The organism is Pseudomonas sp. B21-041, from assembly GCF_024748675.1.
Taxonomy (GTDB): Bacteria; Pseudomonadota; Gammaproteobacteria; order Pseudomonadales; family Pseudomonadaceae; genus Aquipseudomonas; species Aquipseudomonas neuropathica.
The window spans coordinates 2277176-2300552 of the sequence record NZ_CP087175.1; the positions used below are offsets into that span (position 1 = coordinate 2277176).

24 protein-coding genes and 1 tRNA gene are annotated in these 23377 nt (G+C 58.3%); 17 read left to right on the forward strand and 8 right to left on the reverse strand.

Annotated elements, in window-relative coordinates; translation table 11 throughout:
- The first annotated feature begins 217 nt into the window (after positions 1-217).
- The 9 genes from thrS to LOY43_RS10115 all read left to right on the forward strand — a co-directional run bounded on the left by thrS (position 218) and on the right by LOY43_RS10115 (position 7670).
- Complete coding sequence (gene thrS, locus LOY43_RS10075; protein ID WP_007913488.1) at positions 218-2140, forward strand: threonine--tRNA ligase; 1923 nt, start codon at positions 218-220, stop codon at positions 2138-2140.
- Positions 2140-2691: a translation initiation factor IF-3 gene (gene infC, locus LOY43_RS10080; protein ID WP_170947229.1), complete on the forward strand. Its 552-nt coding sequence runs from the start codon at positions 2140-2142 to the stop codon at positions 2689-2691. Before thrS ends, infC begins: the two co-directional genes overlap by 1 nt.
- A gap of 60 nt (positions 2692-2751) precedes the next feature.
- Positions 2752-2946: a 50S ribosomal protein L35 gene (rpmI, locus tag LOY43_RS10085; protein WP_002553160.1), complete on the forward strand. Its 195-nt coding sequence runs from the start codon at positions 2752-2754 to the stop codon at positions 2944-2946.
- A 28-nt stretch (positions 2947-2974) separates the two neighbouring features.
- Positions 2975-3331, forward strand: coding sequence for a 50S ribosomal protein L20 (rplT, locus tag LOY43_RS10090; protein WP_007913489.1), 357 nt, complete (start codon positions 2975-2977; stop codon positions 3329-3331).
- 109 nt (positions 3332-3440) lie between these two features.
- The gene (pheS, locus tag LOY43_RS10095) at positions 3441-4457 is read left to right on the forward strand and encodes a phenylalanine--tRNA ligase subunit alpha (RefSeq protein ID WP_003226365.1); all 1017 of its coding nucleotides are present in this window, start codon (positions 3441-3443) and stop codon (positions 4455-4457) included.
- A 26-nt stretch (positions 4458-4483) separates the two neighbouring features.
- Positions 4484-6862: a phenylalanine--tRNA ligase subunit beta gene (gene pheT / locus LOY43_RS10100; protein WP_258709534.1), complete on the forward strand. Its 2379-nt coding sequence runs from the start codon at positions 4484-4486 to the stop codon at positions 6860-6862.
- Positions 6863-6865: 3 nt separating this feature from the next.
- Entirely contained in the window at positions 6866-7168 is a 303-nt protein-coding gene (ihfA, locus tag LOY43_RS10105; protein ID WP_002553164.1) for an integration host factor subunit alpha, read from the forward strand.
- A complete protein-coding gene (locus tag LOY43_RS10110; RefSeq protein ID WP_003179985.1) occupies positions 7149-7505 on the forward strand; it encodes a MerR family transcriptional regulator in 357 nt (118 codons plus the stop codon). Before ihfA ends, LOY43_RS10110 begins: the two co-directional genes overlap by 20 nt.
- A gap of 88 nt (positions 7506-7593) precedes the next feature.
- A tRNA-Pro gene (locus LOY43_RS10115) sits at positions 7594-7670 on the forward strand.
- An 86-nt stretch (positions 7671-7756) separates the two neighbouring features.
- Here the strand turns inward: LOY43_RS10115 and LOY43_RS10120 are convergent.
- From LOY43_RS10120 to rtcR, 3 genes are all read right to left on the reverse strand, one after another.
- On the reverse strand, positions 7757-8116 hold the full coding sequence (locus LOY43_RS10120; RefSeq protein ID WP_258709535.1) for a hypothetical protein: 360 nt from the start codon (positions 8114-8116) through the stop codon (positions 7757-7759).
- 84 nt (positions 8117-8200) lie between these two features.
- On the reverse strand, positions 8201-8470 hold the full coding sequence (locus tag LOY43_RS10125) for a hypothetical protein (RefSeq protein ID WP_258709921.1): 270 nt from the start codon (positions 8468-8470) through the stop codon (positions 8201-8203).
- A 121-nt stretch (positions 8471-8591) separates the two neighbouring features.
- On the reverse strand, positions 8592-10190 hold the full coding sequence (rtcR, locus tag LOY43_RS10130; protein WP_258709536.1) for an RNA repair transcriptional activator RtcR: 1599 nt from the start codon (positions 10188-10190) through the stop codon (positions 8592-8594).
- A 246-nt stretch (positions 10191-10436) separates the two neighbouring features.
- Between rtcR and LOY43_RS10135 the strand changes: the two genes are divergently transcribed.
- From LOY43_RS10135 to LOY43_RS10150, 4 genes are all read left to right on the forward strand, one after another.
- Positions 10437-11663: an RtcB family protein gene (locus tag LOY43_RS10135; protein ID WP_095047605.1), complete on the forward strand. Its 1227-nt coding sequence runs from the start codon at positions 10437-10439 to the stop codon at positions 11661-11663.
- Between the two features lie 14 nt (positions 11664-11677).
- Positions 11678-12466: a nucleotidyltransferase domain-containing protein gene (locus LOY43_RS10140; RefSeq protein WP_258709537.1), complete on the forward strand. Its 789-nt coding sequence runs from the start codon at positions 11678-11680 to the stop codon at positions 12464-12466.
- A gap of 8 nt (positions 12467-12474) precedes the next feature.
- Positions 12475-13500: an RNA 3'-terminal phosphate cyclase gene (gene rtcA, locus LOY43_RS10145; RefSeq protein ID WP_095047603.1), complete on the forward strand. Its 1026-nt coding sequence runs from the start codon at positions 12475-12477 to the stop codon at positions 13498-13500.
- Between the two features lie 152 nt (positions 13501-13652).
- On the forward strand, positions 13653-13982 hold the full coding sequence (locus LOY43_RS10150) for a hypothetical protein (protein ID WP_093439361.1): 330 nt from the start codon (positions 13653-13655) through the stop codon (positions 13980-13982).
- A 57-nt stretch (positions 13983-14039) separates the two neighbouring features.
- On the opposite strand, the gene LOY43_RS10155 is transcribed toward LOY43_RS10150, so the two are convergent.
- Positions 14040-14453 (reverse strand): VOC family protein, encoded by a 414-nt coding sequence (locus LOY43_RS10155; protein ID WP_220558509.1) that lies wholly within the window; start codon positions 14451-14453, stop codon positions 14040-14042.
- Positions 14454-14674: 221 nt separating this feature from the next.
- On the opposite strand from LOY43_RS10155, the gene LOY43_RS10160 reads away from it, so the two are divergent.
- Entirely contained in the window at positions 14675-16486 is a 1812-nt protein-coding gene (locus LOY43_RS10160; protein WP_258709538.1) for an ABC transporter ATP-binding protein, read from the forward strand.
- Here LOY43_RS10160 and LOY43_RS10165 read toward each other — a convergent pair.
- The 3 genes from LOY43_RS10165 to LOY43_RS10175 all read right to left on the reverse strand — a co-directional run bounded on the left by LOY43_RS10165 (position 16483) and on the right by LOY43_RS10175 (position 19799).
- Entirely contained in the window at positions 16483-17427 is a 945-nt protein-coding gene (locus LOY43_RS10165) for an alpha/beta hydrolase (protein ID WP_093439350.1), read from the reverse strand. The two genes, LOY43_RS10160 and LOY43_RS10165, sit on opposite strands and share 4 nt — an antisense overlap.
- 112 nt (positions 17428-17539) lie before the next feature.
- Positions 17540-18538, reverse strand: a complete 999-nt coding sequence (locus LOY43_RS10170; protein WP_095124801.1) for an NAD(P)H-quinone oxidoreductase — start codon at positions 18536-18538, stop codon at positions 17540-17542.
- 61 nt (positions 18539-18599) lie between these two features.
- The gene (locus LOY43_RS10175; RefSeq protein WP_258709539.1) at positions 18600-19799 is read right to left on the reverse strand and encodes an MFS transporter; all 1200 of its coding nucleotides are present in this window, start codon (positions 19797-19799) and stop codon (positions 18600-18602) included.
- Between the two features lie 111 nt (positions 19800-19910).
- Here LOY43_RS10175 and LOY43_RS10180 point away from each other — a divergent pair, with 111 nt between their 5' ends.
- Both LOY43_RS10180 and LOY43_RS10185 read left to right on the forward strand, forming a co-directional pair.
- Positions 19911-20786, forward strand: a complete 876-nt coding sequence (locus LOY43_RS10180) for a LysR family transcriptional regulator (RefSeq protein ID WP_258709540.1) — start codon at positions 19911-19913, stop codon at positions 20784-20786.
- Positions 20787-21035: 249 nt separating this feature from the next.
- Positions 21036-21431 (forward strand): hypothetical protein, encoded by a 396-nt coding sequence (locus LOY43_RS10185; RefSeq protein ID WP_095047770.1) that lies wholly within the window; start codon positions 21036-21038, stop codon positions 21429-21431.
- A 49-nt stretch (positions 21432-21480) separates the two neighbouring features.
- On the opposite strand, the gene LOY43_RS10190 is transcribed toward LOY43_RS10185, so the two are convergent.
- Positions 21481-22203, reverse strand: coding sequence for a pirin family protein (locus LOY43_RS10190; RefSeq protein WP_095047598.1), 723 nt, complete (start codon positions 22201-22203; stop codon positions 21481-21483).
- Positions 22204-22418: 215 nt separating this feature from the next.
- Here LOY43_RS10190 and LOY43_RS10195 point away from each other — a divergent pair, with 215 nt between their 5' ends.
- Entirely contained in the window at positions 22419-23369 is a 951-nt protein-coding gene (locus tag LOY43_RS10195) for a GlxA family transcriptional regulator (protein WP_258709541.1), read from the forward strand.
- Positions 23370-23377: the final 8 nt, after the last annotated feature.

The window sequence follows — 23377 nt, forward strand, 5'->3', positions numbered from 1 at the left end:
CTCAGGCGCCGGATGACCTTCAGTCCCGGCAGCGGTCAACGTGCGAATATTTTCGATTTGAATCCCAGTCACTCTGGTTCGGTTTTCCGGTTGGCCGCAAGGCTCCTGCCGCTGTAAGGCAGGCGTTCGTCATTGAATGGCCTGGATCGGATCTTGTACTGGCTCATCCCAACCCACGTGACCTTTGGTAGGGGTCACCACTAGGAGAGGAGGCGCCATGCCAACTATTACTCTTCCCGACGGCAGTCAACGTTCATTCGATCACCCGGTTTCCGTAGCCGAGGTCGCCGCATCCATTGGTGCCGGTCTGGCCAAAGCCACCCTGGCCGGCAAGGTCAATGGCCAACTGGTCGACGCCAGCGACATCATCAGCAGCGACGCGACCCTGCAAATCATCACGCCAAAGGATGAAGAGGGGCTGGAGATCATTCGCCACTCTTGCGCTCACCTGGTGGGTCATGCGGTCAAACAGTTGTACCCGACTGCGAAAATGGTCATCGGGCCGGTCATCGACGAAGGCTTCTATTACGACATCGCCTTCGAACGTCCTTTTACTCCGGACGACATGGCCGCTATCGAACAGCGCATGCAACAGCTGATCGAAAAAGATTACGACGTCATCAAGAAAGTCACTCCGCGCGCCGAAGTGATCGAAGTGTTCAAGGCTCGTGGCGAAGACTACAAACTGCGCCTGGTCGAGGACATGCCGAACGAGCAGGCCATGGGTCTGTACTATCACGAAGAATACGTCGACATGTGCCGCGGTCCGCACGTGCCGAACACGCGTTTCCTGAAATCCTTCAAGCTGACCAAGCTGTCCGGTGCCTACTGGCGCGGCGACGCCAAGAACGAGCAGTTGCAGCGCGTTTACGGCACCGCTTGGGCAGACAAGAAGCAACTGGCGGCTTACATTCAGCGCATCGAAGAAGCTGAAAAGCGCGATCACCGCAAGATCGGCAAGCGTCTGGGCCTGTTCCACACCCAGGAAGAATCCCCGGGTATGGTGTTCTGGCACCCGAACGGCTGGACTCTGTACCAGGTGCTCGAGCAGTACATGCGCAAGATCCAGCGCGACAACGGCTACCTCGAAATCAAGACGCCGCAAGTCGTTGACCGCAGCCTGTGGGAGAAATCCGGGCACTGGGCCAACTACGCCGACAACATGTTCACCACGCAGTCGGAAAACCGCGACTACGCCATCAAGCCGATGAACTGCCCGTGCCACGTGCAGGTGTTCAATCAGGGCCTGAAGAGCTACCGCGAGCTGCCGATGCGTCTGGCCGAGTTCGGTGCCTGCCACCGTAACGAGCCATCGGGTGCGCTGCACGGCATCATGCGCGTACGTGCGTTCACTCAGGACGACGCCCACATCTTCTGCACCGAAGAGCAGATGCAGGCTGAGTCCGCCGCGTTTATCAAGCTGACCATGGACGTTTATCGTGACTTCGGCTTTACCGATGTCGAGATGAAGCTGTCCACTCGTCCGGAAAAACGCGTCGGTTCCGACGAGTTGTGGGATCGCGCTGAAGCTGCATTGGCTGCAGCCCTTGATTCTGCGGGCCTGCCGTACGATCTGCAGCCGGGTGAGGGCGCGTTCTACGGTCCGAAGATCGAGTTCTCGCTGAAAGACTGCCTTGGTCGAGTCTGGCAATGTGGTACTCTGCAGCTCGATTTTAACCTGCCTGTCCGTTTGGGCGCTGAATACGTCTCCGAAGACAACAGCCGCAAACACCCAGTGATGTTGCACCGTGCGATCCTCGGTTCCTTCGAGCGTTTCGTCGGGATTCTGATCGAGCACTACGAAGGTGCGTTCCCTGCCTGGCTCGCGCCAACGCAGGCGGTGATCATGAATATCACTGATAAACAGGCAGATTTTGTTGCAGAAGTTGAAAAAACTCTCAACGAAAGCGGATTTCGTGCCAAGTCCGACTTGAGAAATGAAAAGATCGGCTTTAAAATCCGCGAGCATACTTTGCTCAAGGTTCCCTATCTCTTGGTAATCGGAGATAAGGAAGTCGAGATGCAGACTGTCGCTGTGCGTACTCGTGAAGGTGCTGACCTGGGCTCGATGCCCGTCGCCCAGTTCGCTGAGTTTCTCGCGCAAGCGGTTTCCCGGCGTGGTCGCCCAGATTCGGAGTAATTATTATTAAGCGTGAAATGAGACAAGATAAACGAGCTGCACCGAAAGCCCCGATCAACGAGAATATCTCGGCACGCGAGGTTCGGTTAATTGGGGCTGAAGGTGAACAGCTTGGGATTGTGTCAATTGAAGACGCGCTTCTTAAGGCTGAAGAGGCCAAACTGGATTTGGTGGAAATTTCCGCCGATGCAGTACCCCCTGTTTGCAAACTGATGGACTACGGCAAATCGATCTTCGAGAAGAAGAAACAGGTTGCCGCAGCCAAGAAAAACCAGAAGCAGATTCAGGTTAAAGAAATCAAGTTTCGTCCAGGGACGGAGGAAGGGGATTACCAGGTAAAACTGCGCAACCTGGTACGTTTCCTGAGTGATGGGGACAGGGCCAAGGTATCCTTGCGATTCCGCGGCCGTGAGATGGCCCACCAGGAGCTGGGGATGGAACTCCTCAAGCGGGTTGAAGCTGACCTGCTCGAGTACGGTTCGGTCGAACAGCATCCTAAGATGGAAGGACGCCAGCTGATCATGGTCATCGCCCCGAAAAAGAAGAAGTAATCAACAGGGCACGGCAGGCCTTCTGATTATGTTTATCAACTGAATGCGGAGTATCCGAACATGCCAAAAATGAAAACCAAAAGTGGTGCTGCTAAGCGGTTTCTGAAAACTGCTAACGGTATCAAGCACAAGCACGCTTTCAAGAGCCACATCCTGACTAAAATGTCGACCAAGCGTAAGCGTCAACTGCGCGGTAGCAGCTTGCTGCATCCGTCTGACGTGGCAAAAGTCGAGCGCATGCTGCGCCTTCGTTAATTTTAGTCAAGAATAGAGGAAGTAACTCATGGCTCGTGTAAAGCGTGGCGTCATTGCCCGTAAGCGTCACAAAAAAATTCTGAAACTTGCTAAAGGCTACTACGGCGCACGCTCCCGCGTATTCCGTGTTGCCAAGCAAGCGGTAATCAAGGCAGGCCAATACGCCTACCGTGACCGTCGTCAGAAAAAACGTCAGTTCCGCGCTCTGTGGATCGCTCGTATCAACGCTGGTGCTCGTGTTAACGGTCTGTCCTACAGCCGTTTCATCGCTGGCCTGAAAAAAGCGTCCATCGAGATCGACCGTAAGGTTCTGGCTGATCTGGCAGTGAACGAAAAAGCGGTGTTTGCTGCGATTGTCGAGAAAGCTAAAGCCACCTTGGCTTAAGTACCCCCGACAATCACCCGGCCTCACTTCCGTGGGGTCAGGTGGTAAACGTCTTAAATAGGGGAAGAGCCTTCAAGCTCTTCCCCTATTTTGTATCTGGAGTCTGTACATGGAAAACCTGGATGCGCTGGTCTCTCAAGCACTAGAGGCTGTGCAAAGCGCTGAAGATATCAATGCCCTGGAGCAAATCCGGGTTCAATACCTTGGCAAAAAGGGCGAATTGACTCAGGTGATGAAGACCCTGGGGAATTTGCCGGCAGAAGAGCGTCCGCAAGTCGGCGCCCTGATCAACGTTGCCAAGGAACGTGTTACAGGCGTTCTCAATGCGCGCATGGCTCTGTTTGAAGAAGCCGAACTGGCTGCCAAACTGTCTGCCGAATCCATTGACGTGACATTGCCGGGCCGTGGCCAGACCTCCGGTGGTCTGCATCCGGTGACCCGGACTCTGGAACGTGTCGAGCAGTTCTTCACCCGCATCGGCTACGGCATTGCCGAAGGCCCTGAGGTCGAAGACGACTATCACAACTTTGAAGCGCTCAACATCCCAGGCCATCACCCGGCCCGGTCGATGCATGACACCTTCTATTTCAACGCCAACATGCTGCTGCGCACCCATACCTCGCCGGTACAGGTCCGCACCATGGAATCGAAGCAGCCGCCGATCCGCATCGTCTGCCCAGGCCGCGTGTATCGCAGCGACTCCGATATCACCCACTCGCCGATGTTCCACCAGGTCGAAGGCCTGCTGGTTGATCGCGACATCAATTTTGCCGATCTCAAAGGCACCATCGAAGAATTCCTGCGGGTGTTCTTCGAAAAAGAGCTGGCCGTACGTTTCCGTCCTTCGTACTTCCCGTTCACCGAGCCATCCGCTGAAGTCGACATGGAATGCGTGATGTGCAGCGGTAAAGGCTGCCGTGTCTGCAAGCAGACCGGCTGGCTGGAAGTGATGGGCTGCGGCATGGTTCACCCGAACGTGTTGCGCATGTCCGGCATCGATCCGGAAGAGTTCTCCGGTTTTGCTTTCGGCATGGGTGTCGAGCGTCTGGCCATGCTCCGTTACGGCGTGAACGACTTGCGTCTGTTCTTCGACAACGACTTGCGGTTCCTCGCGCAATTTCGCTAGTCGTAACGAATTCTTAGGAGAGCAGGATGAAATTCAGTGAACAATGGCTGCGTGGCTGGGTTAGCCCGCAGGTAGATCGCGATGAGCTGGTTGCTCGTCTGTCGATGGCGGGCCTTGAGGTCGATAGCGTGACCCCGGCCGCCGGTGTTTTCAGTGGTGTGGTGGTGGGCGAGGTGCTGAGCACCGAGCAACACCCTGATGCCGACAAGCTGCGTGTGTGCCAGGTCAGCAATGGCGCGGAAACCTTTCAGGTCGTGTGCGGAGCGCCAAACGTGCGTCCGGGCCTGAAGATTCCGTTCGCCATGATCGGCGCTGAGCTGCCGGGCGACTTCAAGATCAAGAAGGCCAAGCTGCGCGGCGTCGAGTCGAACGGCATGCTGTGCTCGCAAGCCGAGCTGCAGATCGGTGAAGGCAACGACGGTCTGATGGAGCTGCCGGTCGATGCACCGGTGGGCGAAGACTTCCGTGTGTACCTGGATCTGGAAGACGCCAGCATCGAGGTCGACCTGACCCCGAACCGCGGCGACTGCCTGTCCCTAGCCGGTCTGGCCCGTGAAGTTGGCGCGCTGTACGACGCACCAGTGACCCGTCCAGTGGTCATGACCATTCCTGCCGTGCACGATGAAGTGCGTTCGGTAGAAGTGCTGGCGCCTGCCGCGTGCCCACGTTACCTGGGCCGCGTTATCCGTAACGTTGACCTGTCCAAGCCGACGCCGCTGTGGATGGTGGAGCGTCTGCGTCGCGCTGACGTGCGCAGCATCGACGCTGCCGTCGACATCACCAACTACGTGATGCTCGAACTGGGTCAGCCATTGCACGCTTTCGATCTCGCCGAAATCAATGGCGGCATCCGTGTGCGCATGGCGGAGGAGGGCGAGAAGCTGGTACTGCTCGACGGTCAGGAAGTCAGCCTGCGTAGCGATACGCTGGTGATTGCCGACCACACCCGCGCGCTGGCGATTGCCGGTGTGATGGGTGGTGAGCACAGTGGTGTCTCCGCGACCACTCGCGATGTATTCCTGGAAAGTGCGTTCTTCGACCAGATCGCTGTGGCGGGCAAGGCTCGTTCCTACGGCCTGCACACCGATGCGTCGCACCGCTACGAGCGTGGCGTTGACTGGCAACTGGCCCGTGAAGCCATGGAGCGCGCCACTGGCCTGCTGCTGGACATTACTGGCGGCGAAGCCGGCCCGATCATCGAGACCGTCAGCGAGCAGCATCTGCCGTCGATCGCGCCGATCACTCTGCGTTCCCAGCGCATCACCCAGATGCTCGGTATGGAAATGGATTCCGCGCAGGTCGAGCGTTTGCTCGGCGGTCTGGGTCTTGGCATTACTGCCGACGGTGAAGGTCAGTGGCGCGTAGAAGTGCCAAGCCATCGCTTCGACATCAGCCTGGAAGTCGATCTGATCGAAGAGCTGGCCCGCCTGTACGGCTACAACCGTCTGCCGGTTCGTTACCCGCAAGCACGCCTGGCACCGCAAGCCAAGGCTGAAGCGCGCAGCGATCTGCCGGAGCTGCGCCGTCTGCTGGTGGCGCGTGGTTATCAGGAAGCGATCACTTACAGCTTCATCGATCCGCGTCAGTTCGAACTGTTCAACCCGGGCGTCGAGCCGTTGTTGCTGGCCAATCCGATCTCCAATGACATGGCGGCAATGCGCTCTTCGTTGTGGCCAGGTCTGGTCAAAGCGCTGCAGCACAACCTCAACCGTCAGCAAGATCGCGTGCGTCTGTTCGAAAGCGGTCTGCGCTTCGTCGGTCAGCTCGAAGGCCTGAAGCAAGAGCCGATGCTGTCCGGCGTGGTTTGCGGTAGCCGGCTGCCGGAAGGTTGGGCGCAAGGTCGCGACACGGTTGATTTCTTCGACGTCAAGGCTGACGTGGAAGCGGTGCTGGGCTTTGCCGGTGCACTGGATTCGTTCACCTTCGCTCCGGGCAAACACCCTGCGTTGCACCCTGGTCAAACCGCGCGCATTGAGCGCGAAGGGCGTGAAGTCGGTTTCATCGGCGCCATTCACCCGGAATTGTCGAAAGCCTTGGGTCTGGACCGTCCGGTCTTCGTTTTCGAGCTGGTTCTGGCTGAAGTGGCACTCGGTAAAATGCCGAAATTCCACGAGTTGTCGCGCTTTCCTGAAGTGCGTCGTGACCTTGCACTGATTGCGCACAAAGACGTCGCGTCCGCGGCCGTACTGGACGTAATCCGTGAAAATGCAGGCGAATGGCTCACGGATCTCAGGCTGTTTGACGTGTATCAGGGTAAAGGCATTGATCCTGATAGAAAAAGCCTTGCAGTTGGCTTGACCTGGCAGCATCCATCGCGCACTCTTAATGACGATGAGGTGAATTCGACGACGCAAAATATCCTCACCTCGCTCGAACAAAGGTTGAACGCCACGTTAAGGAAGTGACGTATGGGGGCTTTGACGAAAGCTGAGATGGCGGAACGTCTGTATGAAGAGCTGGGCCTGAATAAGCGGGAAGCCAAGGAATTGGTCGAACTGTTTTTCGAGGAGATCAGGCACGCTCTTGAAGACAACGAGCAGGTCAAATTGTCCGGTTTCGGCAATTTCGACCTTCGGGACAAACGCCAGCGGCCTGGCCGCAACCCGAAAACGGGGGAAGAAATCCCGATCACGGCTCGCCGTGTGGTCACCTTTCGTCCAGGGCAGAAGTTGAAGGCCCGAGTTGAGGCTTATGCTGGAACCAAGTCATAACGACGAACTACCCGTCATCCCGGGCAAACGCTACTTCACCATTGGTGAAGTCAGCGAGCTGTGTGCCGTAAAGCCACACGTGCTGCGCTACTGGGAGCAGGAGTTTCCTCAACTCAACCCCGTCAAACGCCGCGGAAACCGCCGGTATTATCAGCGCCAGGACGTGCTGATGATCCGGCAGATCCGCGCGCTCCTTTACGATCAGGGTTTCACCATCGGCGGCGCACGCTTGCGCTTGTCCGGCGATGAAGCCAAAGACGACACGACCCAATACAAGCAGATGATTCGGCAGATGATTGCCGAATTGGAAGATGTGCTGGTGGTTCTCAAGAAATAAAAAGCAGCGTTTGAATACTTCCAGTTTTCAAACGCTTGCGCTATATTCTTGAGCGTTCTTCGAGGTGAAGAACAGTTGCAAAACCAGTCGGGGCGTAGCGCAGTCCGGTAGCGCACTAGCATGGGGTGCTAGGGGTCGAGTGTTCGAATCACTCCGTCCCGACCATATAATTCAATGACTTAGCCCAATCTGAAAAGATTGGGCTTTTTCATGCGTGGGGACTTTTGCTCTCTATAGAAGAGCATTCCCCGTCAGCTTCTTCCACTTGCCGTTTTCTGAGCCGAATCGATGCAAAGCGAATAAAAAGTTTTCTGAAAGTCAGCCACTACCTGCTCCTGCTTCCTCGCGTCCGACTCTCTCGGCATGTCGTAGGCCTGCCCGATCAGCGCTTTGTACAAACTGCCCACATACTCGCTCTCCTTTCCTGCGTTGTCGGCCAGTTCCAGAACGGAAGAGAGGGGCACGCCTCCTTGCCTGGCTTTCATGATGGCTTTGGCCGAATTTTCGACTCGCTGGCACTCTTCCAGATATTCGCTGGGCAAGGGTGCGCTGTGTGCTGCAAAGCTGAAAGTGAGCAGTATTGCCGTTGTCGCCAGAAACCGATTGAACATGGCACGCCATCCCTGAATGTTGGCCGGGAACGTTAGCATTCATGGCTCGGCGCTACCATCTGTTCATCGGCCAAGAGCAGCGGTTCACTGGCTGGGTTTTTTGATATCTGAGGAATCGCTCGAGGTGTTGGCATCCTTCTGTGTTTCGTGTGCCTCGGCACCGGAATTTGATCCTGATGCTTCCTCACCTTTCTTGTCAGCTTTGTCTTCTTTTGACTCGGATCCGCCTTGGTTTACGCCGGGAATCGCAGTGGCTGGAACTGAGGAGCCGCCTGTTTTTTCAGCCGCAAGGGAAAACAGTGGGCACAGTGAAAGCAGGCTTGCCAATCCGATAGCAATCATTCGCTTGTTCATGAGGTTGTCTTCCAGGTCGGGGATGTACTGCATTGGAAGAGCTAACAGGGCGAAGGTGCGGTACATCAGACCAGCGGCATCCGGTCAAGTAAGGTGGCCAGGCGTTATACGTCTCAGAGATCTACGGCGACAACTGGCTCCATTCAATCCCGAACCGGCCCAGGTACTTGCGCAAGCGGTCCGCATCATTTGGCTGCGCCTTGGCCAGGCGCGAGATGCCAAACAAGCGGCGACCGGCATCTGACAGGCTGTCTGCTTGCCGGCAGACCTCAAGCACTGCCCGCAACTGCAAGCGGTCAAACAGATCCATGCTCTCTTCATTCCCTGGCAAATCTTCTGAGTTGCTTCCCGCTTGGGTCAGGCCCCAGGCATAACGCAACCGCTCAATCTCTTCCTGCACCTGCGCCTCATCAATTCTCCCGCTATCCGCCAATGTCGCCATGCGCGTGATCGACGCAGACAGTTCGCGGAAATTGCCCAGCCACGCCGCTTCGCTAGAGCTGGCGAAGGCCAGATAGCGGCGGCGTGCTTCAAGGTTGAAGCGCACCAATTGCCCATGCTCACGGGCATGGCGCTGCAACTCGAAATCAATATTCGGCTCGATATCCTCGCGGCGGCCGGCGAGGCCGGGAAGGTCGAACGTCCAGAGGTTGATGCGTGCGTACAAGTCTTCGCGAAACAGGCCTTCAGCGACCCGGCTGCGCAGGTCGCGATGGGTGCCGGCGATGATCAGGAAGTCGCTCTCCACCTCCTTGTCAGAACCCAGTGGAAAGAAGCGTTTTTCTTCAATCGCTTTGAGTAGCATCGCCTGCTCGTCGGCGCCCAGTTCGCCGATTTCATCGAGGAACAGCATGCCGCCATCGGCCGCACGCAGCAGGCCGTCGCGGGCGTTCTGTGCGCCGGTGAAGGCACCTTTGCTGTGGCCGAACAAGGTCGACATCGCACCGTCGCCACGCAGGGTGGCGCAGTTGACTTCAACAAAGCGCCCCTGCATCTGATGGCGGTTGCGTTTGAGTTCGTAGATGCGTCGAGCCAGAAAGGATTTGCCGGCACCGGTCGGGCCGATCAGCAACATGGGGGCTTTCGAGCGCACCGCAACGCGTTCGATCTGCTCGATGGAACGGTTGAACGCGGCATTGCGTGTGGCGATGCCGGACTTCAGAAATGCCAGTCCTTCCAGGCGTTTATTGGCAAAGCGTGAGGCGATGCGATCGTATCGCGACAAGTCGAGGTCGATCAGGGCATGGGTGCCGCAGGCGTGCTCGTCTTCGCTCTTGCGCTTGGCGGGGGAGGTCTGGATCAGGCGAGCGGGCAGGTAGCGCGCCTCGGTCAACAGAAACCAGCAGATCTGCGCGACGTGGGTGCCGGTGGTGATGTGGACGAGGTAGTCCTCGCGTTCGGTGTCGAACGCGTAGGCAGTGGTGAAATCGTGCAGCGCGCCGTAGACCTCTTCAAAATCCCACGGATTGCGCAACGCCATCGAGTGCAGGCGCACTTCGGTTTCCGGTGAAACCTGCTGGATGTCGGCGCGCACCCGCTCGGCGAGACTGACGTCGCGGGCGTCGATGCCGTGAATCAGCTCAAGCCGATTGATTAGCACATCCGGCTGCTGGCAGAGGCCCACGCTCGGCCGCCAATGGCTCCAGCGATTGGCGCCTTTACCGACGCGATCAAGGGTGGCTCCGATAAAACCGATGGCGACGGTACGTCTATTTTGCATGCTTATCTCAAAAGATAAAAAACGATATCTAATGATAATTTTTCTACGCAGGGTTTGTCGTCAATTCAAACACTCAAAAAGTCGATAGATAATAAAGATCATTTAAAACAGAGAGTTATGAAGTTTTTTCAGGGAAATTGAAAACCTGGCACGGCCGCTGCTATGTCTATCGCAACGAACAGCAAAACCCAGCGAGACGCCATGATGGCCAACTCAAATTTCTTTAATACGCAGTCGAATAAAGACATGAAAGATCACACTTACCAATTGCTCGAAGTCGCCAACGGCAAACCGATCAAACTCTGGACCGAAGGCGTTCCGGTGGAAAACGAGGCCCGCGAGCAGTTGATGAACACCGCAAAAATGCCGTTCATCTTCAAACATCTGGCGGTCATGCCGGATGTGCACTTGGGCAAGGGCTCGACCATCGGCAGCGTGATCCCGACAGTCGGCGCGATCATTCCGGCAGCGGTCGGCGTCGACATCGGCTGCGGCATGATTGCCGCGCGTACCTCGCTGACCGCCGCTGATTTGCCGGACAACCTGCTCGGTCTGCGCAGCGCTATCGAGCAAGCGGTGCCGCATGGCCGCAGTTCGACCCGTTCGCGACGCGACAAGGGCGCCTGGGATGAGATCCCGCAGCAAGCAGATCAGGCCTGGGCGGGGCTGCAGCCACGGTTCAAATTGATCACTGACAAGTACCCGAAACTGGCCAACACCAACAACCGCGGGCACCTCGGTACGCTCGGCAGCGGCAACCACTTCATCGAAGTGTGCCTGGATGAAGCCAACCGGGTCTGGTTCATGTTGCACAGCGGCTCGCGTGGCGTCGGCAATGCCATCGGCAACCTGTTCATTCAGATGGCTCAGGCGGATATGCGTCAGCACATCGCCAACCTGCCGGATCGTGATCTGGCCTACTTCGAAGAGGGCAGTCAGCACTTTGATGATTACGTGGAAGCGGTGGGTTGGGCGCAGGACTTCGCCAAACAGAACCGCGAGCTGATGATGCGCGCGGTGATTCAAGCGACACGGCAGATTATCCGCAAGCCGTTCGAAGTGGCGCTGGAAGCGGTCAACTGCCACCACAACTACGTGCAGAAAGAGCTGCATTTCGGTGAAGAGGTACTGGTCACGCGCAAAGGTGCGGTGTCGGCGAAGAAGGGCGAGCTGGGGATTATTCCAGGCTCGATGGGCGCCAAGAGTTTCATTGTCCGCGGCCTGGGTAACGAAGAATCCTTCAGTTCCTGCAGCCACGGCGCCGGCCGCACCATGAGTCGGACCAAGGCCAAGAATATGTTCACTGTCGAGGATCAGATTCGCGCCACGGCCCATGTGGAGTGCCGCAAGGACGAGGCGGTGATCGACGAGATTCCGATGGCCTACAAGGACATCGACAAAGTCATGCACGCCCAGCGTGAGCTGGTGGAAGTGCTGCACACCTTGCGTCAGGTGGTGTGCGTCAAAGGATAAAAGGAAAGCAAGTCATGGAACTGGAAGAGCGTCACCCGCTGTGCGCCACGATGCGCGCGCGGGTTCTGGCAGAGCTTGCGCGGATAGAACGCGAGCGCAATGTCACGGTGTTATACGCCTGTGAGTCCGGCAGTCGGGCCTGGGGTTTTGCCTCGACCGACAGCGATTACGACGTGCGGTTTGTCTACGTGGAGAAGCCCGAGTGGTTCGTTCAGGTCGATGCGCCGCGCGATGTGATCGAACGTCCGCTGGACGATGAACTTGATGTCAGTGGTTGGGAGCTGCGCAAGACCCTCGGGTTATTGCGCAAATCCAATCCGACCTTGCTGGAGTGGCTCGACTCGCCGCTGGTTTATCGCAGTGAAACCGCGCAGGTGGCACAGCTGCGCGAACTCGCCGAAGCGTTCTACAGCCCGCCAGCAGCGCGCAATCACTATCTGTCGATGGCAAAGAAGAACTTTCGCGGTTACCTGCAAGGTGAAACCGTGCGTTTCAAAAAGTACTTCTACGTGCTGCGACCATTATTGGCCGTGCGCTGGATCGATCAGGGACGAGGCCGGCCACCGATGACGTTTGCCGACCTCCTGACCACCGTCGACGACCGCGCGTTGCTCGATGAAGTCGACGAATTGCTCGCCCTTAAACGCAATGCCGATGAGAGCGCCTATGGGCCGCGTCGATCGGCGTTGCACGGGTTCATCGCGGCCGAACTCGAGCGCGAAGTGCCCACATTACTCAGAACTCAGGAAGACTCGCGACGGCTGGATCAGTACCTGCGGGATACCGTCGGGCTGTACGCGTAAGGAATGCCATGAAACAGGAAGTGATAGAACTGGACGGTGCCATCGGTGGCGGCCAGGTGTTGCGCAGCGCCTTGAGCCTATCGATGGTGACGGGCAGGGCGTTTCGCATTAAACAGATTCGTGCCAGGCGCAGCCGTCCGGGACTGCTGCGCCAACACTTAACGGCGGTGATGGCGGCGGCCGAGGTGTGTGGTGCAACGGTTGGCGGTGCACATTTGGGTTCGCAAGCCTTGAGCTTCGAACCCGGCGCGATTCGCGCTGGCGACTTTCAATTCGCCATCGGCACGGCCGGCAGTTGCACACTGGTGTTACAGACTTTGTTGCCAGCACTGTTACGGGCACCGCAGGCGAGTCGGCTGCGGATTTCCGGTGGCACGCATAACCCGCTCGCGCCGCCGGCCGATTTTCTCACGCGCAGTTGGCTGCCGCTGCTGCGCCGCATGGGGGCCAACGTTGAGTTGGACTTGTTGCGCCATGGTTTTGCCCCGGCCGGCGGGGGCGAGATTGAGGTGAATGTGCAACCGGCGAACCTGACGCGACTCGATCTGTGTGACCGTGGCGAAGCGATTTCACCAAGCGCGTGGGCTCTGACCGCTGGGCTTGGACCTACGGTCGCCCAACGTGAGCTGAGCCGAGTGGCCAAGCGATTGAAGCTTCCGGCTACGGCGCTGCACTCTGTGACGCTCGATCCGGCTCGCGGGCCAGGCAACGTGTTGCTGCTGGAGTACGCTTTCGAACACGTCACCGAGGTGTTCAGCGCGTTTGGCCAAGTGTCATTGCGCGCAGAGAAGGTTGCCGATGCTGCGATTAGTCAGGCTGCCGACTGGTTGCGCAGTGGCGCTGCGGTCGCTGAGCACCTCGCCGATCAGTTGCTGTTGCCAATGGCGCTGGCCGGTGGTGGCTCGTTCACCACGCCGCGAATGACCGAGCATTTGCACAGCAATATCGCGGTGATCGAGCTGTTCTTGCCGGTTCGTATTGATTGTCGCGAGGAGGGTGCCGATCGACTGCGCGTTGAGGTCATTGTCAATTGATCGGTCATGAACGGGGCGACGGGATTTTATCGGGAAATCCTGTCGCCCTTTTTTTGGCCCGCAAAAAACTCTGAAAAGGCGGCAAATTGCTGGCCCCCGGACGTTCGCTTCCCCGGCAAAATCTCCTTTTTTCAAAAGGTTAGGTGGGCTCTATGCGGACGATTGTTATCACCGTTGCAACGCTTTCCCTGGCTGTCTTCGCCACAGGCGTGCAGGCGAAAGAGTTAAGCAAAAGCCATCGCTTTGCCTGCACCTGGGGTTCGGATATCGCTGCCGGTGCTCAGCAATCGAAGCTGTCAGGCGTCTCGCTGTATGGCGCGCGCAAACAATTGCAAGTGCGACGATTCCAGCAACCGTGGATGCGTATGACCGCGATGGGAATCACCGAGCAAACCTACAACAGCACGTCGAAGCTCAAGCCTGCAGCTGTCAAGCAGACCTATTACGAACAATGTGTACGCCACGAATTGGCCCAGCGCTGAAGCAAAAAGCCCAACCTGAACCGGTTGGGCTTTTTCATGGCTGACGAAATTTCAGCGTCACTTTTCGCTTTCGCAGTTGACCATCCACGACACGCCAAAACGATCGACCAGCATGCCGAAGCGCGCCGCCCAGAACGTCGCTTCCAGCGGCATGTCGATGCGGCCGTCGCTGGCCAGTGCGTTGAACACGCGCTCGGCTTCGGCGATGCTGTCGACGTTCAGCGAAATCGAGCAGCCACTCATGCCCTGAGTCGGGCGATCGGGTGTGGTGTCCGAGGCCATGATCATCTGCTCACCCACCTTTAGACAGGTGTGAATGATCAGGTCGTGGTGTTCTTCGGGCACGTGTTCGGCGGCGGGCGTTTCGCCGAACGTCATCATCGCCTCAAGCTTTCCTTGCAAGGCTTGCTCGTAAAAGGTGAAGGCCGCGCGGCAATCTCCGTTGAAGATCAGGTAGGGATTGATTCTCATGTCTCTGCTCCCGGCAGTCAGGCGCGGAGCGGGCGGGTGTCGCCGGGTTCCGCGTAGGGCGGTTAAACCATAGCAGAGCGTTGGACGCCGGAAAGGGCAGGGTCTTCCAGATGTTTTTGTTCTGAAAAGCACGTCGACGATAACGCGGTCGTCGTTTGAAATTCAGTCGTAGCGCTGGAGTACCATGACGCACAATCATCACCTGCAGAGTCCAATGCCCCATGCCTGATCTATCGCGCTTCACGTCGTTGTTCGATCAGGCGCAGCGAGCCTTGCGTCTGGTCTGGGGGACATCGCGTGGCTTGTTTCTGGGGCTGGTGCTGGCAACGTTGGTTGCCGGTTTGCTGCCGGCACTGGCGGCATGGTTGGGCCAGCGGATTGTCGATGCGGTGGTGGCAGCGATGCAGCTGCACGCGCAGCACGGCAGTGCGCCGCTGTGGCCCGTGTTGCGTTACGTGTTGTTGGAGGCTGGTGTATTGGCGCTGTTGTCCGGCACGCAACGGGCACTGTCGGTGCAGCAATCGCTGTTGCGGGTGCAGCTGGGGCAGAAGGTCAATACGCTGATTTTGCAGAAAGCGCAGACCCTGTCACTGGTGCAGTTCGAAAACTCCGAGTTCTACGACAAACTGGTGCGTGTCCGTCGCGAGGCTTCGACCCGGCCACTGGCGCTGGTCATGAAGTCGTTGGGCTTGATTCAGAACCTGATCATGCTGATTAGCTTCGGGGTGCTGCTGGTACATTTTTCCCCTTGGGCGCTGGCGTTGCTGGTGGTCGGTGCGTTACCGGTGTTTTTTGCCGAAGCGCATTTTTCCGGTGACGCCTTTCGTTTGTTTACTCGCCGTGCGCCGGAGAGTCGGCAGCAGAATTACATCGAAACCCTGCTGTCCCACGAAACCTATATTAAAGAGGTCAAGCTGTTCGGCTTCGCGCCGCTGTTACTGCAACGCTACCGCGACACGTTCGCCAGGCTGTATGCCGAAGACCGCCGTTTGACGTTGCGGCGCGATGGCTGGGGTTTCGGCCTTGGCCTGCTCGGTACTGCGGCTTTTTATGTGGCCTATGCCTGGGTGGTCATCGATGCCGTACATGGCCAGATCAGCCTTGGTCAGATGACCATGTATCTGGTGCTGTTCAAGCAAGGCCAAAGCGCTGTGAGCAGCAGTCTGAGTGCGATCAGTGGCCTGTACGAAGACGGCCTCTACCTGACCAGTCTGTATGAATACCTGGCCGAACCGGTTCAGGTCGATAGCGGCCACCTGACGGTCGGCGTCTGCCCGGGTGATGGCTTGCGTTTCGAGAACGTCGGTTTCCGTTATCCGGGTGCCAGTCGGCCAGCGCTGGAAAACATTGATCTGCAACTGGTGCCAGGCAAGAGCGTGGCGCTGGTCGGCGAGAACGGCTCGGGCAAGACCACGCTGATCAAGTTACTGACCCGGCTCTATCGTCCTGATCAAGGGCGCATCCTGCTCGACGGCAGCGATTTGCAGGATTGGCAGGAGACCGCGTTACGTCGACGCATTGGGGTGATTTTTCAGGACTACATCCGCTACCAGTTCAGCGTCGGAGAAAACATTGGCGTTGGCGATACCCTGGCGTTCAACGACGCGCAGCGCTGGAAGGAGGCCGCCGCCCAAGGCATGGCGGCTCCCTTCATCGAAGGGCTCGACAAGGGTTATGCCACGCAGTTGGGACGCTGGTTTGCCGGTGGCCAGGAATTGTCTGGCGGGCAGTGGCAGAAGATTGCCTTGTCCCGCGCGTACATGCGTCGTGATGCCGACATTCTGATCCTCGATGAGCCAACGTCCGCCCTTGACCCGGCGGCCGAGGCGGCGGTGTTCGAGCATTTCAGCCAACACAGCGAAGGTCGCATGACGTTGCTGATTTCCCATCGTTTTTCCAGCGTGCGCAATGCCGACCACATCATCGTGCTGCAACAAGGCCGGATTCTGGAGCAGGGTGGCCACGATCAATTGATCGCCGCCGCTGGGCATTACGCGCAACTGTTCGATTTGCAGGCTCGCGGCTACCGTTAAGTGTCCCGCCCGTTGCGCACGGTGGCAGGTCCGGCCACCCGGGGGGCCGGTTTGCTCTGCATCAGGCTGTCGAGCGCCTTGCGGTAATTCTGCCCGCCAAGCGCCATGCTGTTGTTGTGCGTCGCGCCCGGCACCAACAGCAGGCGCTTGGGTTGTTGCGCGGCGTTGAACAGTTGCTCGCTGAAGCGCGGCGGCACGAAAGCGTCAGCTAAACCGTGGACCACCAGCAGCGGCATGTGGATATCAGCGATCTTGTCGATCGAGTCGAATTTCTGCGACAGCAGCCAGCGCACCGGCAGCGAAGTGTTGGCCACCGACGCGGCAACATCCGCCAGCGTGGTGAATGTGGACTCGATCACCAGTCCGCGAACCGGCAATGCAGAATGATCGCGAGCAGCGGCCTGGCCGAGTTCCGCGGCCAGATCGATGGCCACGGCGCCACCGAGGGAGTGCCCGTAGATCAGGCGTTTGGCTGGGTCCGGTTGCAGCAGTTTGAAGCGTTCCCACGCCACCCGCGCATCTTCGTAAACGCTGCTTTCCGACGGCAGATCACCATGGCTCTTGCCGAATCCTCGGTAGTCGATGGCCAGCACTGAATAGCCCGCAGCGCGCAGTTGCTCGATACGGAACAACTGCCCGGTGAGGTTCCAGCGCACGCCATGCAGATAGAGAATGGCCGGCGCATTGGCTTTTTCCGCCGGCCACCACCAGGCATGAATGTTTTCCCCGGCCTTGAAGCTCTTCGGTTGCAGGTCGAGTTCCTGCACGCTCCCGGGCAAGCCGCGATACCAACCGGCGGTGCCCGGTTCGATGCGAAACAGCAGTTTGCGTTCGGTGTGTTCGAGCACGGCACAACTGGTCGGCACGCCGATTATCAGCGCGGCCATGCAGGCAAACGCCAAACGGCGGCGTCGCAGACGCGTCATGAAGGACAGGAACATTAAACGTTTCACCCAGGCGCAGATAAAGAAGGCTTTTTACCAGATGCCTCGGTCTGCGCGTGAGTTTTTCGACCACCGCCCCGGCGCAACGATTACCAAATGCTGCAAAGACTCACACGACCTGCAGAACGATCTTGCCGATATGGTCGCCAGCCTCCATGTGCGCGTGAGCCTGAGCGGCGTCGGCGAGCGGGTAGACCTTGTCGATCATCGGCAGGCAGCGCCCGGCAGCCAGCGCCGGCCATACGTGCTCGCGCAGTTGATCGGCAATCGCAGCTTTTTCAGCAGCGGTACGGGCGCGCAAGAGGGAGCCGGTGATCACCGCACGTTTGGCCATCATTGCCAGCAAGTCAAAGTCATTGGCTCGCGCGCCGCCGAGGAAACCGAGCATGACCAGACGGCCATCCATCGCCAGGGCGCTGACGTTATCGTTGAGGTACGAGCCGCCCATTATGTCGAGGATCACATTGACGCCTTGGCCTGCGGTTTTCTCGGCGATGACTGCCGCGAAATCCTCATCGCGATAATTGATCGCTTCGCCACCGAGATCGCGAATCGCTGCGCATTTGTCCGGGCTGCCGGCGGTGGCAAACGCTTCAATACCGAATTCGCGGCACAGCATCAGTGCGGTTGTGCCGATGCCGCTGGTGCCACCGTGAATCAGTGCGCGCTGACCACGACTGGCGCCGCCGAGGCCGAACAGGTTGGCCCACACGGTAAAGAAGGTTTCCGGGATTGCGGCGGCGTGCACCCAGTCCAGACCGTGTGGAATCGGCAGGGTCTGGCCGGCGGGGACGGTGCAGTATTCGGCATAACCACCGCCGTTGGTCAGCGCGCAGACTTTGTCGCCCACGGCGAACTGATTGACACCCGCCCCGAGCGCCACGACTTCACCTGCGACCTCCAGCCCGGGAATCGGGTTCATGCCGGGTTTCATCGGGTATTTGCCGGCACGCTGCAAGGCGTCCGGCCGGTTGATTCCGGCGGCGTGTACGCGGATCAGCACCTCGCCTTCTGCGACAGCTGGAAGCGCCACGCGTTTGGGTTGCAAGACGTCGGGGCCACCGGGTTCGCTGATTTCGATTCGGGTCATTTCGTTGGGCAGGGACATATCGATTCCTGTTGGCATAAGTTCTGTAGATGGGAGCGTGCTGTGCAAGCAATGATTCCCTTCAATTTGCACAGCAGCGCGACTCAGTAGGAGCGGGCAACCATTTCATGGCTTGCTCCAGCAGCAGCGCCACGACGATTGCGCCAGCGGCAATGACGAACAACAGCGCGTGATGACCGCCGCTGGCATTGAACAGCGCTGAATAGGCAAATCCGGCCAGCGCCTGAAAGGTGGCGAATGACACCGTGGCACGGCTCCAGGCGATCTGCTGACGATGGTGTTCCGGCACCAGCTCATGCACTCGCGCCAGAGCCAGCGGCACAATGCCGGGCGGAAATGAACCAAGAATCACCGCCAGCAACGCCAGCGCCAGAAACGAGTGAGTCATTGCCAGCAACCCAAGGACAATCGCCTGCACCACCAGCACCAGGCGAATGCCGGAGCGTGCGCCAAGCTTATCGGCAAGAAAGCCATAACTCACCGGGCCGACAATTGCGCCCAAACCGTACATCACCCAGATCAGCGCGCCGAGATGTGCCCCAGCACCGAGTCCACGTGCCACGTAATCCACCAGAAACACCATGGCCGGCACCAGTCCGGCGGCCATGAAGGCGTATTGGGCGAACAGCACATACACACCGCGCGGCGTCGGTTCTGCGGACACCGTTTCTTGCGCAACGACCGGGTGCGGGAAATCGGACGGCCAGCCGAACCAGCTCAGCGCCGTCAGCAACAAAGCCAACGCCCCCAGGCCCAGCCATGTCGCTTGCAAGCCGAGGCTCAACAGCGGCGGCACCAGCGTCCCGGAGCCGGCAATGCCAAGACCGATGCCGAGAAAGATCGCGCCACTGGCCAGCCCTTTACGCGCCGGCGGAACATGCGGCAGTACGGTCGCGGCCACCAGCACCATGATCGCACCGCCGGCAATCCCCGACAGCAGTCGCCAGCCGAAGAACCAGCTCACCGACAACGGAAACGCGCAGGCAAAAAATGCCGCCGTGACCACCAGCATCATCAATCGCAAGGCATTTTTATTGCCGAGCTGGCGCGCTGTCGGCCGGCCGAGCAGGGCGCCGATCAGGTAGCCCACCAGATTGGCCGCACCGAGGTAGACCACATCGTTGGCGCTGAACCACTGCGCCTCAATCAGCGAAGGGATCAATGGGGTATAAGCGAAACGCGCCAGCCCGATGCTGACCAGGCTGGCGCAGAGCCCGGCGAAGATCGGCAGCCAGATAGCGGTGGAGGTTGAAGTGCGCATGATAGCGATCTCGCGGAAGGTTTATGGCGTTCAGCATATCGGCTATTGTTGCTGCGTTAATGCGGCGATTTAGCGTCGCTGCGATGCGAATTTGCATCACTGGGAGGCAGCATGAATTGGGATGACGCACGGGTATTTCTGGCCGTTTGCCGCGAGTCGACGCTACGTGGCGCTGCGCGGGTTCTGGGGGTGGATCAGGCCACTGTCGGGCGACGGATCACAGCACTGGAAAAGTCCCTGAGCGCGACGTTGTTCCTGCGCACCTCCGACGGCTACGCGTTGACCGCTGTCGGTGAGGCGGCGCTCAGGAGTGTGGAGAAAATGGAGCATTCGGCACTGGAGTTGCAGCGGCAGATTCAAGGTCTGGACGATCGCCTGACCGGCACGGTGCGCGTCAGTACCACGGATTCGCTGGCGATCGACTTTCTGATCCCGGCCATCGCCCGTTTGCACGAGCAGCACCCGGACGTACGAGTGCAACTGGATGCGTCCACGCAGATCCTCAGCCTGGCCAAGCGCGAGGCGGATATCGCGGTGCGCAACACCCGGCCGGACAATCCTGATCTGATCGCTCGGCGAATCGCCCGATGGCCGGTGGGCTTGTTCGCCTCTCAGGCCTATATAGACGCCAATGGCGTGCCGCAACCGGACACTGCGTTTGAGGGGCATGATCTGGTGGTCTATCAACCGTATCTGCAAAGCAAAAAGGACCTGACCCTGGTGTCGGAACCGCTAAGTCGCGGCCGCATCGTCGCCAGCCTCAGTTCTAGTTTGCTCGTCCGCCGGTCAATTGCCGCAGGGTTGGGTGTAGGAGAAATCCCGGTGTACATGGGTGAGCGCGATGGTCTGATCAGGCTCTGGCCGGAGCGCACTCGACCATTGCCGTATGAAGTGTGGTTAGTGACCCACGCGGATTTGCGGCATACCGCGCGGGTGAGGGCGGTGATTGAGCAGATTGTCGACGTGTTCGCGTCGGAGAATGACTAGGCAGATGTTCTTTTGGCAGGGCTACAAGCTCTGACGAAACGGCCTACATCAGAGGCAGAATCTCCCGGCTTGTGAGGAGGTTGGATGGGGCCTATTGTTTCGTCATGTCGGTGAGGGGCGCAGGGCTCGCACTGATGTTGATACCAGGGACGGTATCGGTAAACCCAGGAAGGTGTCGAATTGAGAACCACGGAATTCAGTCAAAACCCAATCAGTGACCTTGCGAGCAAAGGTCGGAATACTCAAGCCATGAACGCTATCAGTCGTGAAGAATTCAATGCCAGGATCGAGACCATTGAGAGCAGGATGGACGCTCGGGTCGAAGGTGTGTCGGCGAGAATCGATGCTTATCTTTTGACTCAGGCGGAGAGGGACAAACGATACGATTTGATGTGGGACGGCGTACAACAAATCGCCGAAGACTCAAAAGAAGCCATCAAACATGTCTCGACAGTGAAGGCACATTACTGGGCGACGACCGCCGTCCATTTTCTCGGAATGATCACCGTCGTCGTAGGGGCGCACTTTGCCAATCAAGCAGCGGTATTAACCACCTTGCAGACGACACTCGCGGCGATCCAGATCGGCAAGGATATAAGTGCACCAAGACCTGCTTCGCAACAAGTACCCGAATCACCACAATAGAAAACGGCCTTCAAAGAAGGCCGTTTTTCGTGAGCATTGAAACACCGCATCATGGCATTTCTGGCAACTCCTGCGGCCGCAAGTCGAACACCAGCACTTCGGCATCGACACCATTGCTCAAGGTCAGCAATTGTTCTTCGCGAACCCGTACGCCGTCACCTTCCTGCAACGACTGGCCATTGAGTTCAACACTGCCGCGCGCCACATGCACGTAGGCATAACGGTTGGCTGGCAGCTCCAGCGTGGCAGTTTCTTTACCGTCGAACAGCCCGGCAAAGACCCGTGCGTCCTGACGCACTTTCAGCGAACCGTCGTTGCCGTCCGGCGAGATGATCAATTGCAGGCGACCGCGTTTTTTCTGTGCGCTGAAATGCTCCTGTTGATAGCGCGGTTTGGCACCGCTGACATCTGGCACGATCCAGATTTGCAGGAAATGCACCGGTTTGGTCGCCGAGTGGTTGAACTCGCTGTGCGCTACGCCGCTGCCGGCGCTCATCAACTGCACGTCGCCCGGGCGAATGACCGAGCCGGTGCCCAGTGTGTCCTTATGTTCCAGTGCGCCTTCCAGCACGTAGGAAAAGATCTCCATGTCGCGATGCGGGTGCTGTCCGAAGCCTTTACCAGCGGCAACGCGGTCGTCGTTAATCACCAGCAGATCGGAAAAACCTTGCTCACGCGGGTCACGGTAGCTGGCAAAGGAAAAGGTGTGAAAGGACTTCAACCAGCCATGATTGGCGAGGCCACGATCGGAGGCTTTGCGAAGGGTCAGCATGATGAAATCTCCTTGTGGGACGTGAATTCGTCCGAGTGAGGAGAAGGTTACTGTTTACTGTATTGCGCAATAAGTAGATGAAAATTGAAAGACTGTCCCTTTCAAGTTGACAGTTTTGCGATAGCCTTCACACAAAACTTTTGCGCTCAAACGGCTACAGTTGGCCATAATGTCTGGTCCGTATCATGTCTCTCTGATTGAAGTGATGTCTTCCCATGAAAACCGTGGCAATGGTGCTGTTTCCCGACTTTCTTCTGCTCGACATGGCCGGGCCATTGGAGGTTTTTTCGGTTGCCAATCGCTACCTGAAACCCGATGCGCATTATCAGTTGATCACCCTTGGCACCGAAGAGGGCCCGCTGCGGGCGTCAAATGGTGTGATGGTGCAGGCCGACCGGATCATTGGCGACGACACCGAGCGTTATGATTTGCTGCTGGTGCCGGGAGGCCCCGGTGCCTACAACCAGCAGTTCCCGTCGTTGTTTGCCTGGCTCAAAGATGCAGTCCGGCGGGTCGAGTACTACGGATCAATCTGCACTGGCGCTTTTGTCCTGGGGCACGCCGGTTTGCTTGACGGTTACCGTGTAACCACGCACTGGAACTACACCGAACGCCTGATCAAGGGGTTCCCGAAGGCCCATGTCACGACCGATCAGATCTATGTCGAGGATCGCAACCTGATCACCTCGGGAGGTGTTACGGCGGGGATCGATATGGCGCTGGCCGTGATCGCCCGCGATCACGGCAAGAAGCTCGCGCAGGATGTGGCCAAAGTCCTGCTGGTGGTGATGAAGCGCCAGGGCGGGCAGGCGCAGTTCAGCCCGTTGATGGCTGCCGTGGCACCGCAGGAAACGCCGATTACCCGCGCGCAGAGTTACGTGCTGGAACACCTCGACGAAGCCTTCACGGTCGAGCGCATGGCGGCGATTGCCAATATGAGCGCGCGGCACTTCGCGCGGGTGTTCACCCGCGACATCAACATGACGCCGATGGAGTTTCTGCAAAGTGCGCGCATCGACTGCGCACGAAACTTGCTGGAAACCAGCGATCTGCCGCTTAAAACCGTGGCTTACAAAAGTGGTTTCGGCAGTGTGCGGCACATGCGTTCGTTGTTCGCTGAAAAGCTCGGCCTGACGCCCGCGCAATACCGCGAACAGTTCAGCTAGAGCGCTGT